This window comes from Terribacillus sp. AE2B 122 (assembly GCF_902497585.1).
GTDB lineage: Bacteria > Bacillota > Bacilli > Bacillales > Amphibacillaceae > Terribacillus > Terribacillus saccharophilus_A.
The window spans coordinates 432,680-454,571 of the sequence record NZ_LR700943.1 but is presented as its reverse complement, the minus strand read 5'-3'; the positions used below and the strand labels follow the sequence as shown (position 1 = coordinate 454,571).

At 42.5% G+C, this 21,892-nt stretch carries 26 protein-coding genes; 1 reads left to right on the top strand and 25 read right to left on the bottom strand.

All coding sequences use genetic code 11. The features are described from left to right. Positions 1–134: 134 nt before the first annotated feature. The 24 genes from gvpU to gnd all read right to left on the bottom strand — a co-directional run bounded on the left by gvpU (position 135) and on the right by gnd (position 20,114). Positions 135–506, bottom strand: coding sequence for a gas vesicle accessory protein GvpU (gene gvpU, locus AE2B122_RS07475; RefSeq protein ID WP_175073587.1), 372 nt, complete (start codon positions 504–506; stop codon positions 135–137). Between the two features lie 15 nt (positions 507–521). Next, entirely contained in the window at positions 522–1,193 is a 672-nt protein-coding gene (locus AE2B122_RS07470) for a hypothetical protein (protein WP_175073586.1), read from the bottom strand. 13 nt (positions 1,194–1,206) lie between these two features. After that, positions 1,207–1,515, bottom strand: coding sequence for a gas vesicle protein (locus AE2B122_RS07465; RefSeq protein WP_095218614.1), 309 nt, complete (start codon positions 1,513–1,515; stop codon positions 1,207–1,209). Positions 1,516–1,519: 4 nt separating this feature from the next. Next, complete coding sequence (locus AE2B122_RS07460; RefSeq protein WP_038564390.1) at positions 1,520–1,816, bottom strand: gas vesicle protein K; 297 nt, start codon at positions 1,814–1,816, stop codon at positions 1,520–1,522. Next, positions 1,770–2,063 (bottom strand): gas vesicle protein, encoded by a 294-nt coding sequence (locus AE2B122_RS07455; RefSeq protein ID WP_175073584.1) that lies wholly within the window; start codon positions 2,061–2,063, stop codon positions 1,770–1,772. The genes AE2B122_RS07460 and AE2B122_RS07455 overlap by 47 nt, the downstream gene beginning before the upstream one ends. Positions 2,064–2,076: 13 nt before the next feature. Further along, the gene (locus tag AE2B122_RS07450) at positions 2,077–2,886 is read right to left on the bottom strand and encodes a GvpL/GvpF family gas vesicle protein (RefSeq protein WP_175073582.1); all 810 of its coding nucleotides are present in this window, start codon (positions 2,884–2,886) and stop codon (positions 2,077–2,079) included. Positions 2,887–2,891: 5 nt separating this feature from the next. Next, positions 2,892–3,155 (bottom strand): gas vesicle protein GvpG, encoded by a 264-nt coding sequence (locus tag AE2B122_RS07445; protein WP_095218617.1) that lies wholly within the window; start codon positions 3,153–3,155, stop codon positions 2,892–2,894. After that, a complete protein-coding gene (locus AE2B122_RS07440; RefSeq protein ID WP_175073580.1) occupies positions 3,152–3,907 on the bottom strand; it encodes a GvpL/GvpF family gas vesicle protein in 756 nt (251 codons plus the stop codon). Before AE2B122_RS07440 ends, AE2B122_RS07445 begins: the two co-directional genes overlap by 4 nt. Before the next feature lie 17 nt (positions 3,908–3,924). Continuing rightward, positions 3,925–4,197, bottom strand: coding sequence for a gas vesicle protein GvpO (gvpO, locus tag AE2B122_RS07435; RefSeq protein ID WP_095268409.1), 273 nt, complete (start codon positions 4,195–4,197; stop codon positions 3,925–3,927). Positions 4,198–4,254: 57 nt separating this feature from the next. Continuing rightward, on the bottom strand, positions 4,255–4,518 hold the full coding sequence (gene gvpJ / locus AE2B122_RS07430; RefSeq protein WP_095218620.1) for a gas vesicle protein GvpJ: 264 nt from the start codon (positions 4,516–4,518) through the stop codon (positions 4,255–4,257). Between the two features lie 15 nt (positions 4,519–4,533). Beyond that, entirely contained in the window at positions 4,534–4,731 is a 198-nt protein-coding gene (locus tag AE2B122_RS07425; protein WP_095218621.1) for a hypothetical protein, read from the bottom strand. A 490-nt stretch (positions 4,732–5,221) separates the two neighbouring features. Continuing rightward, positions 5,222–5,998, bottom strand: a complete 777-nt coding sequence (locus AE2B122_RS07420; RefSeq protein ID WP_175073579.1) for an AraC family transcriptional regulator — start codon at positions 5,996–5,998, stop codon at positions 5,222–5,224. Between the two features lie 19 nt (positions 5,999–6,017). Further along, a complete protein-coding gene (locus tag AE2B122_RS07415; RefSeq protein ID WP_095268407.1) occupies positions 6,018–6,593 on the bottom strand; it encodes a LysE family translocator in 576 nt (191 codons plus the stop codon). A gap of 164 nt (positions 6,594–6,757) precedes the next feature. After that, entirely contained in the window at positions 6,758–8,266 is a 1,509-nt protein-coding gene (tcuA, locus tag AE2B122_RS07410; protein WP_175073577.1) for an FAD-dependent tricarballylate dehydrogenase TcuA, read from the bottom strand. A 26-nt stretch (positions 8,267–8,292) separates the two neighbouring features. Beyond that, positions 8,293–9,810: a tripartite tricarboxylate transporter permease gene (locus AE2B122_RS07405; RefSeq protein WP_095218625.1), complete on the bottom strand. Its 1,518-nt coding sequence runs from the start codon at positions 9,808–9,810 to the stop codon at positions 8,293–8,295. An 11-nt stretch (positions 9,811–9,821) separates the two neighbouring features. Further along, positions 9,822–10,271, bottom strand: a complete 450-nt coding sequence (locus AE2B122_RS07400) for a tripartite tricarboxylate transporter TctB family protein (RefSeq protein WP_095218626.1) — start codon at positions 10,269–10,271, stop codon at positions 9,822–9,824. Positions 10,272–10,293: 22 nt separating this feature from the next. Then, positions 10,294–11,271 (bottom strand): tripartite tricarboxylate transporter substrate binding protein, encoded by a 978-nt coding sequence (locus AE2B122_RS07395; RefSeq protein WP_095218627.1) that lies wholly within the window; start codon positions 11,269–11,271, stop codon positions 10,294–10,296. Positions 11,272–11,445: 174 nt separating this feature from the next. Beyond that, positions 11,446–12,135 (bottom strand): response regulator, encoded by a 690-nt coding sequence (locus AE2B122_RS07390; protein WP_175073575.1) that lies wholly within the window; start codon positions 12,133–12,135, stop codon positions 11,446–11,448. Then, positions 12,135–13,742: a sensor histidine kinase gene (locus AE2B122_RS07385; RefSeq protein ID WP_175073573.1), complete on the bottom strand. Its 1,608-nt coding sequence runs from the start codon at positions 13,740–13,742 to the stop codon at positions 12,135–12,137. Before AE2B122_RS07385 ends, AE2B122_RS07390 begins: the two co-directional genes overlap by 1 nt. Before the next feature lie 347 nt (positions 13,743–14,089). Then, positions 14,090–15,550 carry a sodium:solute symporter gene (locus tag AE2B122_RS07380; RefSeq protein WP_175073571.1) on the bottom strand — a complete coding sequence of 487 codons (1,461 nt, stop codon included), beginning with the start codon at positions 15,548–15,550 and terminating at the stop codon, positions 14,090–14,092. After that, entirely contained in the window at positions 15,547–15,747 is a 201-nt protein-coding gene (locus tag AE2B122_RS07375) for a DUF3311 domain-containing protein (RefSeq protein WP_095224264.1), read from the bottom strand. Before AE2B122_RS07375 ends, AE2B122_RS07380 begins: the two co-directional genes overlap by 4 nt. 525 nt (positions 15,748–16,272) lie before the next feature. Continuing rightward, complete coding sequence (locus tag AE2B122_RS07370; protein WP_175073569.1) at positions 16,273–17,595, bottom strand: GntP family permease; 1,323 nt, start codon at positions 17,593–17,595, stop codon at positions 16,273–16,275. A 60-nt stretch (positions 17,596–17,655) separates the two neighbouring features. Next, positions 17,656–19,182 (bottom strand): gluconokinase, encoded by a 1,527-nt coding sequence (gene gntK / locus AE2B122_RS07365; protein ID WP_175073754.1) that lies wholly within the window; start codon positions 19,180–19,182, stop codon positions 17,656–17,658. Positions 19,183–19,217: 35 nt separating this feature from the next. Beyond that, entirely contained in the window at positions 19,218–20,114 is an 897-nt protein-coding gene (gnd, locus tag AE2B122_RS07360; protein WP_175073567.1) for a phosphogluconate dehydrogenase (NAD(+)-dependent, decarboxylating), read from the bottom strand. A 133-nt stretch (positions 20,115–20,247) separates the two neighbouring features. On the opposite strand from gnd, the gene AE2B122_RS07355 reads away from it, so the two are divergent. Continuing rightward, complete coding sequence (locus AE2B122_RS07355; protein WP_371809505.1) at positions 20,248–21,093, top strand: MurR/RpiR family transcriptional regulator; 846 nt, start codon at positions 20,248–20,250, stop codon at positions 21,091–21,093. A 19-nt stretch (positions 21,094–21,112) separates the two neighbouring features. Here AE2B122_RS07355 and AE2B122_RS07350 read toward each other — a convergent pair whose 3' ends face one another. Further along, a complete protein-coding gene (locus AE2B122_RS07350) occupies positions 21,113–21,826 on the bottom strand; it encodes a GntR family transcriptional regulator (RefSeq protein WP_095218633.1) in 714 nt (237 codons plus the stop codon). Positions 21,827–21,892: the final 66 nt, after the last annotated feature.

Here is a 21,892-nt window from a genome sequence, read left to right as displayed (position 1 = left end):
CCCCGCAGTGGTGAACTTTCCACGAGGAGGCTGAGGCCGTGCCCGTGGAAAGCGGAGTGTTCTACCGAAGCGGCGCTCAAGAATAACATTCGGTTTTAAGCAATGGGAATTTAGTTATGTCCCAGCCGCTCTCTTTATTCTTCATCTGATATTCTTCCAAGGAAGAATCCATCTATATCGCTTATCTTTCCGCGCCATAAAAGATCAGAATTAGCTGGCGTAGTTTTATTTTCTGCCATATATGTGGACATATTTTTTAAATGAATATATTCTGCATTACTTTGCTTGCTGTCAGCCGATTCCTCCGCCTGCTTCAAGGCTTCCTTCAATTGCTTAGCCACATCATTTTTTTCTGAAATGCTGTCTTTTAAATTGGAGAAATAAGATGCTGCTGAAACGATAGTCCCGGTGACCAGAGCACCTTTCACATGCAGTGTAATATCCGTGGAGAAATCATGATGATTAGCTGCTTGTACAAAGAATGACAAAATTTCATCTTTAGCCATTTTTAACCCTCCTAGTTACTTCGTTACGTCATCTTGTCGTACGATTGTTATTCCATTGCTGTTCGCAGCATCTTCCTCTCTTGACGTGTTGTCATTCATGAGCTGGTTCAATTTATTTTCCAATTCTTCGATTTTCTGCTTTAGATTCTCATTCTCATCTCGCAGGTTCTCATTAGCTTGATTGTTCTCGCTGCTTTGATCCTCTTGTTTATCCTGATTGTTGTTATCATTCTGATTGTCCTGGTTGTTGCTATCATCTTGCTTATCCTGATTGCTCTTATCATTGTCCTGGTTGTTGTTATAATGCTGGTTACCAGAATTGTGGTTATCCTGTTGAATGTCTTGATTGTCCTTGTCATTCTGGTTAGTAACATTCTGGTTCTTTTCTTCCGTGCTCTGTTCTTCGTCCGAACTCTTATCTTTTTTAAGTTTATCCTGCACCAAATTGATGGTCTGGTCTTTCATTTGCTTAGCTGATTCACCCAAGTCTTTTCCCTTCACTTTCGCTTTCGCTGATTGGAAGGTACCTGCGATTTTCTTCCCGATATTTGGACTAGTCAGTAGTCCGATTGAGGCTCCGGCTATACCACCTGCAATTGTCCGATTCCAGGTATTATCTACCTTCCTTACTTTATCTGCTGCTTTAACTACTGCCTTATCTACAACTTTATCTTTCATGTCACTCATTTTCTATTCCTCCTTAGTTCGACATTTTTTGTTCTAATAGTTCCAGACGTTTCTGAAGCTGTTCGTTTTCCTCCTGCAGCCTTTTCGTATTGCTATCTGCTGCTTTTGAGGATAGATATGGATCTGATTCCCACCAGTCTAAGCCGATTTCTTTTGCTTTATCGACCGAAGCTACGATTAAACGTATCTTGATGGTAAGCAGTTCTACATCCGCTATCCCTACTGTGATGTCTCCGGCAATGACGACACCTTTATCCAGTACTTTTTCCAAAACATCGACCAAGTTACTAGTGTTGCTCTGAACGACCTGTTGATCTGCCATGATTTCACTTCTTTCCTGGTAAGAGATTCCCTAATGGGCCAAGGTCAATATTTAAATCTTCATCCTTCAAGTTAAAGATTAGTTTCAGTTCTTCCATCTTTAATTCCAAATTCATCAATGCCATGCCTAGATCCTCGATTTGCTGATCCGAAAGTGTTCCGCCTTCCACGCGTCGGATAGCATGGCGTTCAACGATCTGGCGAAGCAATTCAATCACTGTCATGACCAATTGCGCCAAACCATGCTCTGCATCATCAGGATCTAAATGGATTCGCCCGCTCTTCGGCTGCTGCACTTCCATATTCCAGCTCCTCCTTCTGTTTATCGAATGCTTCAGATGTCATGTCCATCCGTGTATTACCAGTTTGATTTTGCACTAGCGTTTCAACAGAGGCGATCAGCACTCGCAAGTCCAAATAGACTAAGTCGACACCTGCAATTGAAATAATTAAATCTCCTTTTATCGCAACACCCTTATCGAGGATGACATCAAGTATATCTATTAAGGAAACATCCTTGTTTTTGTCAATCGTTTCACGTGTATTCATCTTGTGCCTCCATCTAATAGACGAAATGATAAGCTGGCCAAGGTCCAGTTGCTTCGAATTTCCATCCGGACGAAGCACTTTCTTCATTTTTCTGTTGAACAAGATCTAAGAATGCTTCTACTTGGTCCGCTTGGATAAGATAGACACTGTTCCAGCTCATTTCCAGATCACGACCTGTGACGTCCTTGCTCCAGGCGGTCTTTATTTTCTCTTCTGAAGCAATCTCAGTTAGTTCCGCATGTATCTGTTCACAGAATTGATTCTTCTCTTTTTCTAATTCAGCCTCGACAAGCTGATCTATTTTCCGCTTTTCAAAGAACTGACGGCCGGGAGACAAACTCTCTAACTCCTGCATCTTTTCTTTAATACTGGGGCTGTGCTGCAGGACGTGCTCACGGAGGGGTTCATCATCACAGTAGATTTTCAGATTCCATTCCTCACTGCCCTTAATTCTGATAAATAGGCTTTGTATTGTATCTGTTTGTTCACGCAGCTTTTCTTCCAGACTGTCCTGAGTTAGGTAAATCGTACAGAACTTCATCGGAATCAGCGTATACTTCTTTTGTAGAGAAAGCAGCACTTCATGATGGTGCATCGCACTTTCCTGAAGCCATTCAAGGTCGTCTTTCATTCTAGACTCCAATGCTTCCCCTTCATACGCTTCTGCATCCACTTCCGTATAAATAGCTGCAATGTCACCGTATGTCGCAATCGCTGCATTATGTTCTTTATCAATGCCAGCAAAAGGAGAAAATGGCGTTTTATCCAGCTCATAAACAGGTACAATACCGTATAAATAAATATAATTTTTCTTCTGTCCCATGTTCCTTACTCCTTATCTTCTTCTTCAGCAAGCTTTTCCCACTCATCCAGTTCACGCTGCTTGGCAACTTCATAGCGCAGCAGAAGTTCCTGTTCCTTTTCTTTGTATGCCTCTTCCGAGATTTCCTCCAATTCATACAGCATCTGCAGCTGAATCAGTTTCTGCTGTATAGCAGAGATATCGAAGTACTCCTTGTCAGCTTCATCCTTGATCTTCTGCCCGATTTTTATCAGTAGTTTGATGGGTGCAGAGACCAGAAAAGGCATCATGACGTCTTTTCAACCTGTAAACGAATATTGATAAAGTTATACGCTGGCCATGGGCCGGAATATTTGAAATCCACTTTTTCTTCCCATTTGTCATGGAGCTCGTTGACTGCTTCATCAAACTGGGATTCTTTTTCCTTGTCCAGTAAAAACGCACTGTTAAGCAGCATCTTCTCACTGATTGGCTCATTTGCTTTTGCTGCTGTAGCGAGCTTCTGAAGCGGCATTAGAATCTCTTCTTCGATTTGCCGGCGCTTATCAGTAAAGAACTTCTGGGTTAGTTCACCAAGCTTCATTCGATCATAGTATCCAGCTTCCTTGGATTTCTTGCTTACGGCTTCTTTCAGTCTGACGATAGCAGGATCTTTATGAATTTCCTCCTCCAGCCATTCCTGTTTGCCAATCACTTTCAATCCTAGCTCGATTTTATTGCGTATCTCTGGAAATAGTTCTGTGAACTGAGGTTCGAGTTTCTTCAGTATCACCTTGGCATCTTCATCTGTTTTAAAAACATTGCCGAAACTGACCGGGATCATCTCTTCCTGTTTCTCCATGACGGAGGAAAGGATAGATTGGTGGGCCATTAGATTATCCTTAGTAGGATGATAAATTTTCTGCGGAACTCTAGCCGCTACAAATGCCATATCCCCATGAGTAATCATATATGTGCTTCCGGAAACCCCATCAAATTCAACATCTCCGAAGCTCGGCTGAACCGGTTTTTTCACCGCGCAAAATACATACGTTCCATCCATTTCTGCTGCCTCCTTTATTATTGATCCACTGCACTCCTGTAACGTGTACTTTGTCTAGAATAAGATTCAATTTCTGCATCTTTATTCAGTGTGACGGCATACACACCAAGCATCTCGTCCTTCGCATACTTCTTCATATAATCCCGCTCTTCAAATACTTCGATAATGACAGCCCATCCGTCTGCACTATCTTCACCCTGTCTCGGTTCCACTGCTGTAATCTTATGGGGCGGTGCGATATATTCTTCGAAGAAGCTGCTTACTTTTTTCATGATATCTGTAATGCTCATATTTCCCCTCCTTTTAGTAAATTATGAAAGAGGAAACAGGCTTAAAGCCTGCTCTCCTCATACACTGAATAAGGAATTGCTTCGTTCATTCTTTTGTTCCGGCAATCCTTCGTTCTGTACCTCATCACGTAAGAGGCCGACCGCTTCGGCATATCGCAACCATGTATCTACACTGGCGATTACGACTCTAGCCTCAATTGTTAAAATTTCAATTCCTACTACAGAGACCCGTACAAACGCGTCAATTACAATCCCTTTATCTAAAATGCGGTCAATTACGTCCGCTAAGCCGGAACTATCTGTACTTTTTTGAACTGCCATGTTAAACACTCCTTCTTATTTTTTCTTCACATCGCTCATCTTTTTAACTGATGCCGGTCCTTTCACATCTCGGTAGCTCTTTAATTCCTCAACATGTTTAATTTGAGAAATCGACTTAACTTGCGGACCTTTGCTGTCAGAACTACGGTCACCTTCTACCTTGTCCTTCATCTGCGTTGCAGTGTCTTGGAGTTCATCCTTCCAACCAAGCAATTTCGTCCGCAGCTTATCAGCCGATTGCTGAGCTTTTTCGTGTACATCAGTACTTTTGTTTTCCTTGATATGTTCAAGGTTTGAAGCGGCAGTTTCCGCTTTTTCCCCTACCTTATTTGATAAAGATGCTTCTATCTGATCCTTTGCTATCTGCCCAACTTTTTTTTGAAGGTTTTTTTTCTTTTCCTTTGGAATAGCTTTTTTGAGGACACCGGTTACGAGCCTCGTTGCTGTTTTGGCTACTTTTGGTTTAACGATTGCTCACCTCCTGTGCGTCTAAAGGGTACATTCCCAGAAGTAATCCCTTTTATAGCAAAAAAATTGTGAATGAAGATATTGGCATCATTGGCAAGAAAAAATATAAAAACCGCGCTATCTGATGCGATAGCGCGGTTGCTGCATTTCTTATACTTAAAAATATTGTTAATCGTTGTTTCCTTATAAAACGGTATAGTTTTTAGTTGACTTTTTTATTTCTATAATGATTACCTTACCTTATGTTCAGCACATAATCATGTGCAGTTATTCCATAAACACTTTTAAAATGCTTATTCAAATGAGCCAGGTCAACGAACCCGCAAGCAGCAACTGCTTCATATATATCTTTGTGTTTCTCTATTATTTGCTTTGCTTGCTGTACCTTGCTATTTAAGAAATACTGGTACGGTGAAATTCCCGTGTGATTGTTAAACAATCTAATAAATTTATATTTTGAAAGCTGTAATTCATCACATATTTCATCCAGTTTAAGTACACCTTGTAAGTTGCTATGAATTATATCCTTGGCTTTCATAATTAATGTGTTGTCTTTCCTGCAGCTTGTATCCAGATCAGTCCGAGCAAGAGTATCTGTAAGCGAAACTGCCAGTTCACTGCAAAACGCTTCCTCTTTTTCATTTAATATGGCGTGAGATAGGTTCAATACCTTCCGTTTAAGTCCAGCATTGTATACGATTGGATCTGCAAAACGAATCAAATCCTTTTGCCCTGTAATTTCCTGAAGCAACTCAGGCTCCAAGTACAGCATCACATATTCAAGGCCAGTCTCATCATGTGCCATACCGTCATGTGTCTGTTCTGGATTAAAGAGCATCACGCCATTTGGATAAGACAATTGCTTGTGACCGTCCAAATTATATTGTTGTATACCGCGCAACGTGACACCCATTGCATACTCTCTATGCGCATGTTTCTTATATGTGAATTCTTTCATACTTGCCGACAATGCAGTGATACCCGCCGACTTCTTATAGATGAACTTTTCCATTTTCGTCACCTCTGGCTTTTTAAATCCATATCATGCAGGCTGCATAGAGTAAAAAAGCTGCCATAAGTATATTTACTACTTTAGTATGTTTCTGCAGGAATCCCTTAAAGATTGTTCCAAAAAGAACCCATCCAATGAAAGCCAGGAAACCAATGATCGTTATAACAGCAACAAAGATCAGTATCACTGTACTTTCCGTATAGTTTTTCATAACGAAACTCGGAATGACAGTTAGTGTAAAAATAATTACCTTCGGATTCAAAAACTGCATAAAGAAACCAGATAGGAATGTGCCATTCAGTTGACTGCTCTTTTTTGAACTGTCTGACTTATATATTTGATAAGCAAGGTATATCATGTACAGACTTCCGATTATTTGCAATATAACTAGTATTTTCGGTAACACAGTTACAAGCACTGCATTCAGTATAGCAGATAGAAATAATAGCAAACCAAACGCGAGAGTCGCTCCATATGTATAGCGCATCGCTTTTCTCGTACCGAATTGATTCACTGTTGATAAGATAACGATATTAGTAGGTCCGGGTGTGAATGTAACGATAAAGCAGTAAATCAGAAAAGAAGTGATATTCATGCTGACTCTCCTTTACAGTGGTCTTACATGAATATAAACCGAAGTAACTGCTGTTATATAGTACATTATTGCAAGTGTTGGAGCAGTACAAACGTAAAACCACTCAACTAAAGAAAAGTTAAGCAAGCAAAAAAGCCACCATAAAACTGGTGGCTTCAACCGTTTCAAGAAGGTATATTTGTATTCTTGGATTCTACGTAACGAGCAGCTGATGTACCGGCAGTTTTGCCAAATACTGCGCCGGACATGAGACCTGAACCTCCAGGATAATTTTCATAGAAAATGCCGCCTACCATTTCTCCTGCAGCAAATAACCCTGAAATCGGTTCACTGTTCTCATTTAACACTTCACTGCTTGTGTTTACAAGCACGCCTCCGAACGAGAAGGTAATCCCGCATGTAACAGGAAAGGCATAGAAAGGTCCCTGTTCAATTGGTAATGCCCAGTTCGTTTTCGGCGGTGTAATGCCTTGTGTAGATTTGCCATCTTTAACAGTGGGGTTGTAATAGCCTTCTTCGACCGCATCGTTATACTCGGCTATTGTGTTTAAGAATGCTTCCTTATTCACCGGAAGCTTCTCGACTAATTCTTCAAGTGTGTCAGCTTTAAAATAACTGGCTTCTTCCAGGTTATACTCCTTGCGTAACATTGGACGGACTTGCTGGTCATAAATTTGATAAGCGACATGACCAGGCTGCTTCAGAATTTCCCGGCCATATTTAGCGTAAGTATAATTTCTGAAGTCAGCACCTTCATCGACAAATCGTTCTCCTTCTTTATTAAGCATGATGCTTAATGGATAGGAATGTTTTTTGAAGATATCACCTGGCTTTGTGAAATCCCCTACCTTTGGTGCGTTATAGTCTGTCCCGATGGAGTGGCAGCCAGACCATTCCCCGTACTTTTGAGCGCCTAGAGCTAATGCCATCGTCAATCCGTCACCTGTATTATATTCCGTGCCGCGTACAATCGCCGCTTCCCATTCTTCCCCTATCTGTTCAGAGCGCATTTCTTTATTGGCCTCAAAGCTTCCGCATGCCAATACAGCACTAGAGGCAGATACCTCAATCGTTTGATCGTTTTGCACCACTACAATAGAAGAGATCTTACCGTTCTCCGTTTTTAATTCAATTGCCCTCGAGCCGTACCAAATATCCACTCCCAGCTCTTCAGCTCTGGCAAACAACGTCGTCATCAGCCCCATGCCAATGTTGTGTGTCTTAACAGGTAACCCGCCCCAGAAGTGGAATTGTCCTTCTTTTTCAAATGATTGATTACTATAATTCAATTCGAATTCCACACCGTTCTTTTTCATCCAAGAAATAGTCTGATAGGATTCGTTGACCAGGTGGTTCGCTAATGCTGGTGTGCTTTTTCCGCCAGTTACTCGCATGAGGTCTTCATAATAATCTTTTGTGCTGTATTCGGGCATGACAATCTTGTCAGCTTCTTCATCGGATAGGCGGGGGATGAGTTTTCTTATGTCATTGATATCGTTGTAAGCAAAACGGATTGCTCCATCCGTAAAGTATGAATTTCCGCCCCGCTTTTGTTCGGTTCCTCTCTCAAGAACCAATACTGTCATTCCTGCTTCACGTGCTGCGATGGCAGCACATAAAGCAGCGTTACCAGCACCGACAACAACTACATCGTAGCTTGATTGATTCGACATAACTATTTCCTCCCTATTTCATATCATTAAGATGATTTGGAAATCCGGTCAGTTTTTTTAGCTTGATTCCTTCTTTTGAAAAATTTAAAGATTAGCGGGTACAGCAAAGACGCTACGGTGAGTGCGAATAAAACGATACTGACTCCAGAGGAGAAGAAAATATCTAAGCTGCCATCTGATGACAATAGGGCCTTCCGGAAGTTTTGCTCCATTTCTCCTCCTACAATCAAAGCAAGTACAAGCGGAGCCAATGGGAAGTCCATCACTTTCAGGAATAAACCAAAAAACCCAAAAATAAGCAATAAGAAAAAGTCGATTGTAGAGTAACTCAAAGTATAGGTCCCGATGAATGCCAGGAGCACAATGATTGGGTAAAGTACTTTGGCCGGGGTATCAAGAATCTTCACAAGCAAGCCGACCAAAAGAATATTGATGATGATTAGCGCAATATTACCGATAAACATACTATTGACCAAAGCCCAAGCTGTTTCCGGCTGTTGCTCAAATAACAGCGGGCCAGGTCTCAGTCCAAGCATAATAAGAGCTCCGAGCATAACAGCGGTCGTTCCTGATCCCGGGATACCCATGGTTAGGAGGGGAATCATTGCGCCCACTGAAGCAGCGTTATTAGCCGATTCTGGTGCAGCTAGACCTTCAGGTGCACCTTCCCCGAATTCTTCCGGTTTCTTGGAGATCTGCTTTTCGGTCGTGTAACTGATCATGGATGCAATCGATCCGCCAGCGCCAGGGAGAACGCCAATCAGGAAACCGATGGGACCGCTCCTCAGAATCGGCCATTTCGATCTCTTCCATTGCTCCTTTGTAAACCAGACCTTACCGACCTTTTTCTTTTCTTTTTTCTCTTGATCGATAGTCAGCAAATTATAAAGTACTTCACCAATGGCATATACCCCAATTATGACTATCAAGAAATCGATACCTTCACTTAAATGGGGGATATCCATCGTGAAACGATAAACACCTGTTTGCGTATCAATCCCTACAGTACTCAAAGTAAGACCAAGCATCATAGCGAGAAAGCCTTTGACCATTTTGCCAATGGATAACGCGACGATAGCTGACAGTGTCAACAGCATTAATAAGAAATATTCCGCCGGGCCAAACTCCAAGGCGAAGTTGGCCAAGGGTTCAGCCAGAAAGATGAATCCGACAACAGCAATAAGACCGCCTATAAACGACGCAACCGCTGATATGGCCAGTGCTTCGCCAGCTTGCCCTTTCTTAGCCATTGGGTAGCCATCGAATGTTGCAGCAATAGCGGAACCATCCCCTGGAGTATTAATAAGGATCGAACTTCGTGATCCACCATACATCGCTCCATAATAAATAGCAGCCATCAATATAATCGCACTGACCGGTTCCATTCCGAATGTAACGGGAATCAATACGGCAACTGCTGTCGCCGGACCAAGACCTGGCAGCATCCCGACAATCGTACCTAAGAAACCGCCTATGATAATCCATAAGATGTTCATTGGTTCCAAGGAAATAAAGAGTCCTTCCATAAAACTGCTTCCGTCCATCTCATCACCTCCTAAGGTAAACTGACTCCAAGTAAAACGCTGAATGCGTACCATGATAAAAAGGAAAAGGCAACAGTGACAATGATGTTAACAAGCCATTTTTTGATGCCATTAATATAAAACAGAAGACCTCCTAAATAAAGGATGGTGGAATAAAGGAAACCGATGCGATCGAATACAAAGGCGTAAATGACTCCCAGCAAAATCGTAAAGCCTATCAACTTCGGTGTTCTTCCAGAAAGCATCTGTTTGATATATTTGTTTTCTTTATCAAGTTTCTTAAGCTCCTGGAACAGATAGATAATGCTGAAGATCAGCATTATGATGCTTAATCCTGCTGGAAAGTATATGGGCGCATTGGGATTTCCTAAGCTTGCCTTTGGTAAGTTAAAGGAAGCAATTAGAAATACAGCGCTAAATAGAATAAAGAAGATAGGAACACTTAATTTGATCGCTTTCATTTAAAAATCACCTCTTTTGTTCCTATTTAATCAAGCCAGAGTCTTCTATCAGCGTCTTATACAAGTTGTGCTGTTCATCCATAAAAGCTTTCGTCTCTTCACTATTTTTATAGAATCCTTCCCAATCATTATTTTCCAAGACCTCTTGCCATTCTTCGGTTTCAACCATTTCGCTTAGCTTTTCATCCCAATAAGCAATTTCTTCTTCCGTCATATCCGGAGGTCCCATGATTCCTCTCCAGTGAGGGAATACAAGGTCTATCCCTTGATCAGTCCAAGTTGGAACATCTTCAATTCCTTCCACCGGTTTATCAGAGGATACTGCCAGAATATTGAGTTTGTCAGCAAGATACTGATCCTTCACTTCAGATAACGATGTAGTGACTGCATCGACGTGACCGCCAAGCAGCGCAGTTACTACATCACCGCCGCCTTCATATACGAGGAAATTCAGCTGTGAAGGATCAATGCCAAATTCACTCGCTGCCTGCACAAGCGATAAATGGTCATCATTCCCTAGTCCCGGACCTACACCGATTTTGATGGAAGCAGGATCCTCTTTGATCGCCTCCAGCAATTCTTTAGAGGATTCATATTCAGAATCGGGAGGAACGGCGAGGGATTGCCATTCAGTTGCCAAGGTTGCAATTGGTGTGAAACCCTCATAAGTCATTTCACTTTGGCCAAGAAGATTGTTTGTCAGTACTAAGCTTGAGTTGATTGCCAGGGAATGAGAGTCTTTGGATTCTAAGTATTTCCACCCTACTTCTCCGCCTCCGCCTGGCTTATTTACCACATTGATATTTTCTTCAACCAGACTTTGTCCTGATAAGACATTTTCAACCGAACGTGCTGTTAAATCCCAACCACCACCTGGTGAAGCTGGCGCTACAATTTCAAGATTTTTAGAAGGATATTCATCACTTGAGGAAGCGCCGCTCGAACAGGCTGTCATAAAAAGAAGCAGAAACAAAATAGCAATCATGCCGAACTTTCTCATATAAGCACCCCTTATTATTTTTGTCCTACACCTTGGTTCCAAGATGAATGACTGAGTGAATTCATCTTAGCTCGTAGAATAATTAATGTAAACGTTTACAAAATTAAATGCTTTAAGTACATAAAGAACGTTTTGTTCATTAAGTTCACGGCATTTTCTTTACGAACGCCAGGTTTATTTTGAGTCTGACTGATCATCCAAGTAATATCGCCGTTCAGGCCTACCGACGATTCCGTATACTTGTTCAACTTTCACTTCATCAGTGCCGACCAAATATTCCAAGTATCTCCGTGCAGTTGTTCTTGAAGCGCCTATTTTTTCTCCTGCTTTTTCAGAAGTTATCCCATCATGCTCTTGCTCTAAAAGCTTTTTGATTTTCTCAAGTGTCCGAAAGTCAATTCCTGTGGGAAGAAGAGCGACGGATTGCTCAGGTTGATGTATTCCGAATACTTGCTCCAGGATCTCTTTATTAACCTCAGAAGTCGATTGAAGCATTTCCCTTTTCTTGAGATAGCGGGATAAGGAGTCTTTAAATTGTTCTATTGTGACCGGCTTAATTAGATAATCTTGGACCCCATAGGCCAATGCTTCTTCTAGAAAGGCTTTATCAGTGGCTGCTGTAATAAGGATGATGTCCACACGAGGATGTAACTGCCTGATTTGGGGCAATAGTTCTGTGCCAAGCTGGTCAGGCATATAAACATCAAGCAGTAATAAATCGACAGCATGGGTTTTAAGCAGCTGTAAGGTCTCTTTTGCATTACCTGCTTTCCCTACTAACTTGAGGTTTTGCATTTTGGCTAAGAACTCTTCATGAATTTGCGCTACACGAAAATCGTCTTCTGCAATGATAACATGACACATTAACGACCCCTCCCAAATCTTTTATCCTTATCCTTAGGCAGAATAACGGTAAAAATTGTACCTTCATGCTCATAGCTATCCATCTCAATATTCCCTTGAAGCACTTCTACTTCTTCTGTGACATGGGCTAATCCGTAGCCCCGATTATTCCCTTTTAAGGAAAAGCCTTTTTGAAAGATTTGCTGCTCCGTACCTTTTTCAACACCATTTCCATTGTCTGCTATTTCAAAAACGATGTCCCGCCCTAAGTCGGTAACGAAAAATGAGACAATCTTTTCTTCTTTATCCATAACAGCATCAAATGCATTATTTATGAGGTTGCCTAAGATAATTATAAGTGGCGTCAGACGGATATGATCCGGTAATGGCTCGAGAGAACTGCCTTCTTCAATCTTAAAGTTAATTTTCTTCTCAGAGGCTTTCGCCAATTTACCTAGTATTATGGCTTGCACCTTCTCATCACGGATATTTCTGAAAAACATTTCTGTTACTTGTTGTTGAGCTTGTGTTTCTTCCTGAATCATTTTGATCGCTTCTTGAAGTTTCCCTAATTGAATCATCCCTAAAATGACATATAGTTTGCTTGTAAATTCATGAGCTTGAGCTCTAAGATCCTCCGTATACTGTCTAACTTCAGAGAGGGCATCAATCATCTTCTTAATCTCGGTTTTGTCCCTAAAACTAATAACTGTACCGATTACGTTATCTTTCATGCGCATCGGCCTTGTGTTAACAATCAGATTCTTATCTTTTAATTGCAGCTCTTTATTTACAATTGTTTCTTTAGAAACGACCATTTCAAGGAATTGGGTAGAAGCTATGACTTCATATACCGTTTGACCTTCTGCATGATCAGGAAGGTCCAATAACTCTTGGGCTGAAACATTAATCATTGTTATGATTCCTTTTTGATCAATCGCAACAATTCCTTCTTTGACGGATTGGAGAACAGCATCTCTCTCTTGGTATAGGGTTGAAATTTCATACGGTTCAAGCCCTAATGTATCTTTGCGAATACTTCGGGCCAGAAAGAAGCTGCCTGCAATTCCTAAGACAAATACAGCACTTGAGGCCGCGATGATTTTCTTTATATCAGCTGTGATTTCATTATGTATGTCATTCATTTGGAACTCCGTTATAACTGCACCTTCCAATTTCTTGTAATTGCCATAGTCGACTAATATAGGTGAAATTCCTTTGAGGATCTCATCATTGCCTTCCCCCGTGTGAAGGATGTAGTTGCTGCCAAACACGACGGCTCGGTAGTAATCCGTTGGTGCTACAGGTGAGCCTGCGCCTGAAATCCCCATCGTTTCTCCGTTTCGGGATACTACTTTAATGGTGGAAGCACCTACTTCTTCTCGGATCTGTTCCGAAACATAATTAATATCTTGCGGGTCTCTATTCTGGATAAATGTTTCTTGGACTACCGGCATGTAAGAAACGGTTTTGGCCGTCTGCAATGCCATGTTCTCAGCTTTTTCCACATCTTCATTCGATTCCATATAGGCAACCATGAAAGTGACGAGGCTTAAAACGAGGAGCAAGAGAAAAATAACTAATCCTAAAATTTTCACCTGTAACGATACTCGCAGAAGATTGCTCATTGTTACCTCCATTGAATTTAATCGTATTACTCTCTTATATCACGCCTTTTGTAAGGGTTTTCAATTCTATATTAGCAACTTTACAAAAAATCAACAATTTAAACTTGACAATGCAAACTTTAGTTTAGGCAATATTCAAAAACACCCACTTAAAAAAGTATGAGTGATTGAAAGTTTTTTACCTGTAAGCTATGGATTAACTGCTTTAAAGCGAGACAACCCCGCGAAGGCTGCGGTTCGAGCGCGATTCTAATCTCAATTTATCTAAGATAAAAAAACCGAACGGATGCAAATTTGCATCCGTTCGGTTTTTTTGTTTAACTTAAACTCTCTGACCCAGCCACCAACTATTTTCCAGCTAAACCATGTTTTCTTCTCGTCGCCAAACTCACTACAATCATGACTACACAATTAACAACCAAGGCAATGATCCCTGTGTTCACATCATTCCATGATTGAGGTAGAGATGGAATTAAATCCACTAATGTAGTTTGACTTGTTGTGATATAAGCCACAACAGCTAGTCCGGCAATGATACCTGCTGCTGCTCCATACTTATTAATGAAGTTCCGCTTCCATAAGCTGCAGAATAGTGACGGAGCGAGCTGTGTCATTAGGCTGTAACCCATCAATATTATATTTGATAAGGTTGCTCCACCATGCAGTGTAAAGTAGACTGCCAGTAAAGAAACAACCGGAACAAACAGTCTCGCCAATTTTCCTATTGTCTTGTCACTTGTATTAGGCGCAAACACTTGATAGATATTTTTCGCGAGTAGCGTAGCTGTGTTCATGATCAGTAAGGAACCTGGTACCAATGCTGTCAGCAAGCCCGCGCCACCGATGATGCCTATTACCCACGGGTCGAATGTCTCAATCGATAATCGTAATAAGGAGAGATCCACGTCTTCTCCCTCCAGCCCGGGTACAGTCAAAATTGCAGCTGTTCCGACGAAAAAGACGAATAAGAGCATAAGCGTATAAAGCGGACTGATGATCGCATTTTTTCGGAAGACTTTTTCGTTTTTCGCAGTATATGTGGAACTGAACACTTGCGGCCACATATAGAAACCTAGCACAAGCAGCAAGACAGTAGAGATGACCCAAGTCATACTGTAACCTTCATCCGGGAACTTGAGAAAATCAGGGTTTGCTGCATGGACTGCCTCGAACATAGGCTGGAATCCGCCATAATAATGTAAGGGCAGATATATTCCAAGGAAACAAATGACGACTACCATAACAATATCCTTGATCGCAGCTGTCCATGCAGATCCATGCACACCTGATAGCATTACATATATTGTTAAGCTGATGGCGCCAATCCAAACTGCAGTTTGCATAGAAATAGCGCCATATGATGCCTGTGAAACGATGATTCCCAAGCCTTTGAGCTGTACGACAATGACAGGTAGCATACCGATCACCCCGACTAGTGCAACAAGTACACCTAGATACGGGCTGTTGAATTTACTGACAAAAAAATCGGATTGTGACACAAGTTTGTGTTCCTTAGCGTATCGCCATATGACCGGCAAGAGCCAATAAGACACCACGTACGACAAGCCAATATACATGAGCACATATAATGCAGGTGCTCCTTTCCCATAAGCCCAACCGCTTCCGCCAAGGAAGGAGAATGTTGTATAAATTTCACCTGCCATAAGGAGGAAAACGAAGATACCGCTGAACCCTCTGCCTCCGACTGTCCATTGCTCCAGATCCATGTCTTTTCCTTTCGTGGATCTGATTCCTAAAAAGACTGCTAACAGCAAAAATGCCGATATAATAATAAGTGCAATATTCATTTTTTCTCATCCTCTTTATTCCGTGGATCTAGTTTGTACATGATAGCCAAAATGACCGATGTAAGAACAGTCCATAGGACCACCCAAAACATCACGAATGGCATGCCAAGTACAAAAGGTTCCACTCTATTTGCGAACGGGAGGAATCCTAGCATCCCGATGAAGGGAATGACAGTGAGAAAATATAAACGTTTCATTTTTGATTTCACCATCCAAATTTGTTTTGCATTACTTTTCTCCTGAAAAGCACATGATGATATCATAATCCTTCTTCTCTTGATAAGCAAAATTAATTTAACTATTAGAAACTATACTCCCGTGTACCGCTCCGGCAGAATACTCCGCTTTCCGCGGGCACGGCCTCAGCCTCCTCTACATTGTCTAGCTACAAAGACCAGAAACTACGATATATGTAATAGCCCTGCAGGGTAACAAACACCCTTTCAGCCTCTTACATATCTCTACGTTTCTAAACGGTCTTCTCCGCTTTTCGTTTGAGAAACACCACGCTGCGGGGTCTTCAGCTCGCGCTGTTCCCGCTGGAGTCTACGTATTCCGCCTACGCTAATCCTTTATCCAATCAAAGGTATGTCATAGCTAAAAAAACAAATAAAAAATCCGAACTTATGCAATTTCTATTAAGAGAAATTTGCATTACAGTTCGGATTTTTATTTAGCTGAAACACTTTTGCCCCAGCCTTATATAAACGAGATTAACTATATCAAACAAATATATCCATAATCAATACGCCGCCGAATGCAACAAACGATAGAATCGTTTCGAGGACGGTCCATGTTCGGAATGTTTCTTTGACGGTAAGTCCGAGGTATTCCTTGACCATCCAGAATCCGGCGTCATTCACGTGGGAGAACATGAGGGAACCGGCTCCTGTTGCGATAACAAGAAGCTCTAGATTTACGCCTGACATGTGCTCGATGATTGGAGATACAATTCCTGCTGCTGTTGTCAGTGCAACTGTAGCGGAACCTGTTGCAATTCGGATCAGGCCGGCAACGATGAATGCGAGTACGATTGGAGAAAGAGATAAATGCTCAGACATTTGTGCAATTGTATCACCAACTCCACTGTCGATAAGCACCTGCTTGAACCCTCCGCCAGCACCAATAATCAAGATGATGGAACCAACCGGAAGAATGCATTCCTCCGTCATTTTTTTCAAGCGATCCTTATTCATACCTTGACGGAAGCCAAGGAAGTAGTAAGCCGCAAATACTGCAATCAATAAGGCTACTAACGGACTTCCGATAAAGACAAGCAGTTTCTCTGCTAAACTAGGAAGCGGCAGATATGGCCCAATTGCTGATAGAATCATCAATATAACTGGCAGCAGGATAACAAAGAAGCTAATACCTGTGCCTGGCTTGCTTTCCGGCTCGGTGATTTTAATGAGATTAGGCTCACCTTGTGGAATAACACGCTTATGCACCCACTTGGCAAATACCGGTCCGCCAAGAATACCTGCTGGGATAGCGATAACAAGGGAGTACAACAATACCATCCCAAGATCTGCCTCGAAAATACTGATAGCCGCAAGAGCACCAGGATGCGGCGGCACAAGTCCGTGCACAATAGAAAGACCGGCGATGACCGGCAAAGCGATCAGCAAAATATTCTGCTTTGTCGTCTTATAGATACTGATAACAAGCGGAAGAACTATCAGAATACCTACCTCAAAAAATACTGGAATTCCGATAATGAAACCGGCTATAAACATTGCCCATGGCAATCTTTTCGGACCAAATATCTTTACAAAGAAGTCTGCCACCTGATTACCAGCACCGGAATCTGCCATCATCTTACCGAGTATGGTACCCAGCGCCAAAATACCGACGAGATGCCCGAGCACGCCGCCGACACCCGTTTCATATGCTCCGACAATCTGATCAAATGACAATCCCGCTGTTATCGCAAGGAATAGACTGGCGACGGTCAAGCTGATAAAAGCATGCCACTTGAATAACGTGACACCAATAATGACGATCACAATCGATAACAACGTCATGAGTAAAAGATAGATCTCCATCTCTCGATTTCCCCTCTCTCTATTTAAGCGCTTTCAAACCTATAGGCGGAAGTTGCTGCGTTAGCGCAGCATCCTCCGCTGGAAATCAGCGATTCGTTCATATTCTGTCTGGAAGCTTCTTGATAGCTGAATATAGATACTCATGAGTTCCTGATACACTTCAACACATTCCGGGTCTGGAGTATGATGATGTGTCCTGCCAATCATGTCATTCACGACATTAAAGGAATCGATATCTCCTAAGCTGTATAATCCGAGAACAGCTGCACCTAAGCAGGAGCTTTCATAACTTTCCGGAATATGAACTTCCTGGTCGAAAATATCCGCCATCATTTGTCTCCACAATTCAGACCGTGCAAATCCACCTGTTGCTTGGATCCTTTTCGGTTTACCGGTCAATTCTGTTAAAGCAAGCAGTACAGAGTACAGATTTAAAAGTACACCTTCCAGCACTGCCCGGATCATATGCTCCTTTTTATGATGCAGACCAAGTCCGAAGAATGAGCCGCGTGCATTGGCATCCCAAAGCGGTGCCCGCTCTCCAGCCAGATACGGATGGAACAGCAAGCCGTCTGATCCCGGTTTCACCGTAGAAGCGATTTTTGTCAGCACTTGGTATGGATCAATACCAAGTCTAGCCGCCGTTTCTGTCTCAGCAGCTCCGAGCTCATCCCGAACCCAGCGCAGCACGACGCCCCCGTTATTCACGGGACCGCCGATGACCCAATGATTCTCCGTCAAGGCATAACAGAAAATACGGCCCTTCGGATCAGTCGTTGGCTTGTCCGTTACAGCACGGATTGCACCGCTTGTTCCGATTGTGACAGCTACTACGCCTTCATCGACTGCGCCTACACCTAAATTCGATAGGACACCATCACTGGCACCGATGATAAACGGTGTTTGCCGCAGTACTCCAAGCAGTTCAGCCATTTGCTCTGTGAGACCAATGAATTGATACGTCGTCGAAACAGGCTCAGATAACTTATCTTCCGTAACCCCAGCTACCTGTAACGCTTCCTTATCCCAAGCAAGCTCTTCTAAATTGAACATCCCAGTTGCAGATGCGATAGAATAATCGACCTTATAACTGCCGAACAGCTTGAAAAAGACATACTCTTTAATCGAAATGAATTTAGCCGCTTGTTCAAATGTAGCTGGATGTTCTTCCTTAAGCCAGCGTAATTTTGACAGAGGAGCCATCGGATGGATCGGTGTGCCGGTGCGCAAGTAGATGCTATGGCTATCCGTCTCTTCTTTGATCTTTTCCGTCCATTTCGTCGCTCGGTTATCTGCCCATGTAATACATGCTGTCAACGGTTTATTGTCTGCATCCACTGCAATTACACTATGCATCGCCGAACTGAAGGAGATGCAGCGGATTGCTGCTTTGTCCACACCGCTAACTTGGATCGTATCCCGGATTGCTGTGACAACAGCTTGATAGATGACTTCCGGGTCTTGTTCTGCTGTTTCAGCTGTCGGCGAATGCAAAGGATATTCGATACCTTCCTTTGCAATTACCTCGCCTTTGGTCGTGAACAGGACTGCCTTCGTACTTGTGGTGCCCATGTCCACACCGATCATATAGGAAGCTGCCAACGTCTTCTCCTCCCTTTTCTTTAGCGTTTCACCACTGCATGTCCACCGAATTCATTTCGCAGTGCTGCGACTACTTTTCCAGAGAAAGTATCTTCGTCCAAAGAACGATAACGCATCATAAGTGACATTGCGATAACAGGTGTCGCTGCTTGTAACTCCAGTGCCGTCTCAACCGTCCATTTTCCTTCACCGGAAGAGTGCATCACACCGCGAATCGCATCAAGTTTCGGATCCTTGCTGAAAGCAGATTCTACTAGTTCCATCAACCAAGAACGGACAACAGAGCCGTTGTTCCACATTTTCGCAACTTGTTCATAGTCGAAGTCGTAATCACTTTTCTCCAATACTTCAAAGCCTTCAGCGATCGCCTGCATCATGCCATATTCGATTCCATTGTGGACCATTTTCAGGAAGTGGCCGCTGCCGCTTTTACCAGCATAGTGATAGCCATTTTCTACACTAATCGCTTGGAAGATCGGCTCAATTGTTTTAAATACTTCTGCATCGCCGCCGATCATTGTGCACACGCCGTTACGAGCACCGTCAGTTCCGCCGCTTGTGCCAACGTCGAAGAAATGAACACCTGTTTCAGCGAAGATTTTTGATCTTTCAACGGATTGCTTGTAGTTGGAGTTACCGCCATCCATCAAGATGTCTCCCTCAGAAAGGTATCCTTTCAATTCCTCCAGTACTTTATCGGTAATTTCACCAGCCGGTACCATTGACCAGACGATTTTAGGGCTTGGCAGTTGTTCTACCAATTCTTTTATAGAACTAGCAGCTGATCCTTTAGATTCAGCAAATTTAGTACGTGCTTCTTCACTTACATCAAAAGCTACAACATCGAAGTTGTTATCTAATAAGTTCAAACCAAGATTGAATCCCATTTTTCCAAGACCGATTAATCCAATATGCATGATAAGTTAGCTCCTTCAAAATAATTTTCTATTTATGATACCATAATACGAAAATAATTTTCATATAGCAACCGCTTTCAATGAATTTGTGCTATACTGCTTATACAATTAGGACGAAAGGCAGCTGATTTTCTTGGCACAACAAGGTTTAATGGGGATCCGCTCCCACTATCCACGGCTGAGTGAAAAAGAGAAAAAAATAGCAGATTTTATTTTGGAACACCCGGAAAAAATTGTTCACCAGACTATCAGCCAAGTAGCAGATCAGCTCGAAGTAGCGGATGCTACTGTATCTCGTTTTTGTAAACGAATCGGATATAAAGGCTTTCAAGCATTGAAAATTGCATTAGCACCAGAAATCATCGCTCCCAATAAGATGCTGCACGAAGACGTAAATGATACGGACGAAGCAAAAATGGTTGCAGAAAAGATTTTTCAATCCAATATTCGGACATTGGAAAATACATTGCAGGTTCTGGAAAAGACAGAGCTGGAGCAAGCTGTTACTTTGCTACTAGAGGCAAGAAGAGTGGAGTTTTATGGGTTTGGCGGATCAAATATGGTCGCAATGGATGCATACCATAAATTTGTTCGTTCTGGTGTGCCGGCTTTTGCGTTTCCTGATGCCCATTTACAGCTCATGTCTGCCTCCCAACTGACAGATCAAGACGTTGCTTTTATCTTTTCCCATTCAGGTGCCAGCAAGGATGCGTATCACCTGCTTCAAACCGTCAAGAAAACAGGAGCCAAGACGATCGCCATCACCGGTTTTCCAAAATCCCCTATCGGCCAGCAGGTGGACGTTGCCTTGCATACTAGCTCGGAGGAAACCGATTATCGTTCCGAAGCGCTTGCGTCGCGGATTGCACAGCTGAGTATTATTGATGCCCTTTATGTGACAGTCATTATGCGGCAGAAAGAAAAAGCCCAAACTTCCGTTGAAAAGGTACGGAATGCTATCGCTACAACAAAAATGTGACCCGCCAGAAGCTGACGGGTCACTTAGCATTTATATTTACTGTTGTAATTTCGAACTTATCAAAACGATGTCTTGCAAAGGAATATTCGAAGGCAATGCCGGTATTGAGATAAGCAACCTGCTCAATCACAAGTACAGGCTCATTTTCGGATAGTCCCAGTTCCTCCATGTCTTGCGCTGTTGCTTGCTCCGCTCTGATTCGTCGGCGCGATCCCGCTATTTTCAAGCCAAGTTCTTTTTCCATGTATGCATAAACCGAGTTATGCAAGATGGTCGGAGTAATACCTGGAATGAGCGGAGTCGGCATATACGTTTCCTCGATTACATGGGGATTATCATCGACACAGCGTACACGGATGTGATGATAGACCGGCGTATCTTCCGAAATGGCTAAATACGATGCCACTTCAGCTGTTGGGGCAATCATGTCAAACAATAGAAGTTTTGAGGTGACTTGCTTTTCCTTCATTAAGCTAGTGAAGCCGAGCGTTTCATTCGTTCCCACGTGAATATAGTCCGATTGAAAGGAAGACTGTACAATGAATGTTCCATGTCCGCGTTTTCTGAAAACGATTCCTTCCGATGCGAGTACATCAAGCGCACGCTTAATTGTCATCCTGCTGCAGGAAAATTCTTCAACAAGGCTATGCTCATCTGGTAACGGCTGATCCAGAGGGTAGAATCCTGATTCGATACGATGTCTGATTTCTTCTGATATCACTTGATACTTCATAGTGTTCCTCCTCTGCTGCCGATCTGTTTGTTGTTAGCTTATCAAAATACTGGAATTGCAGCAATC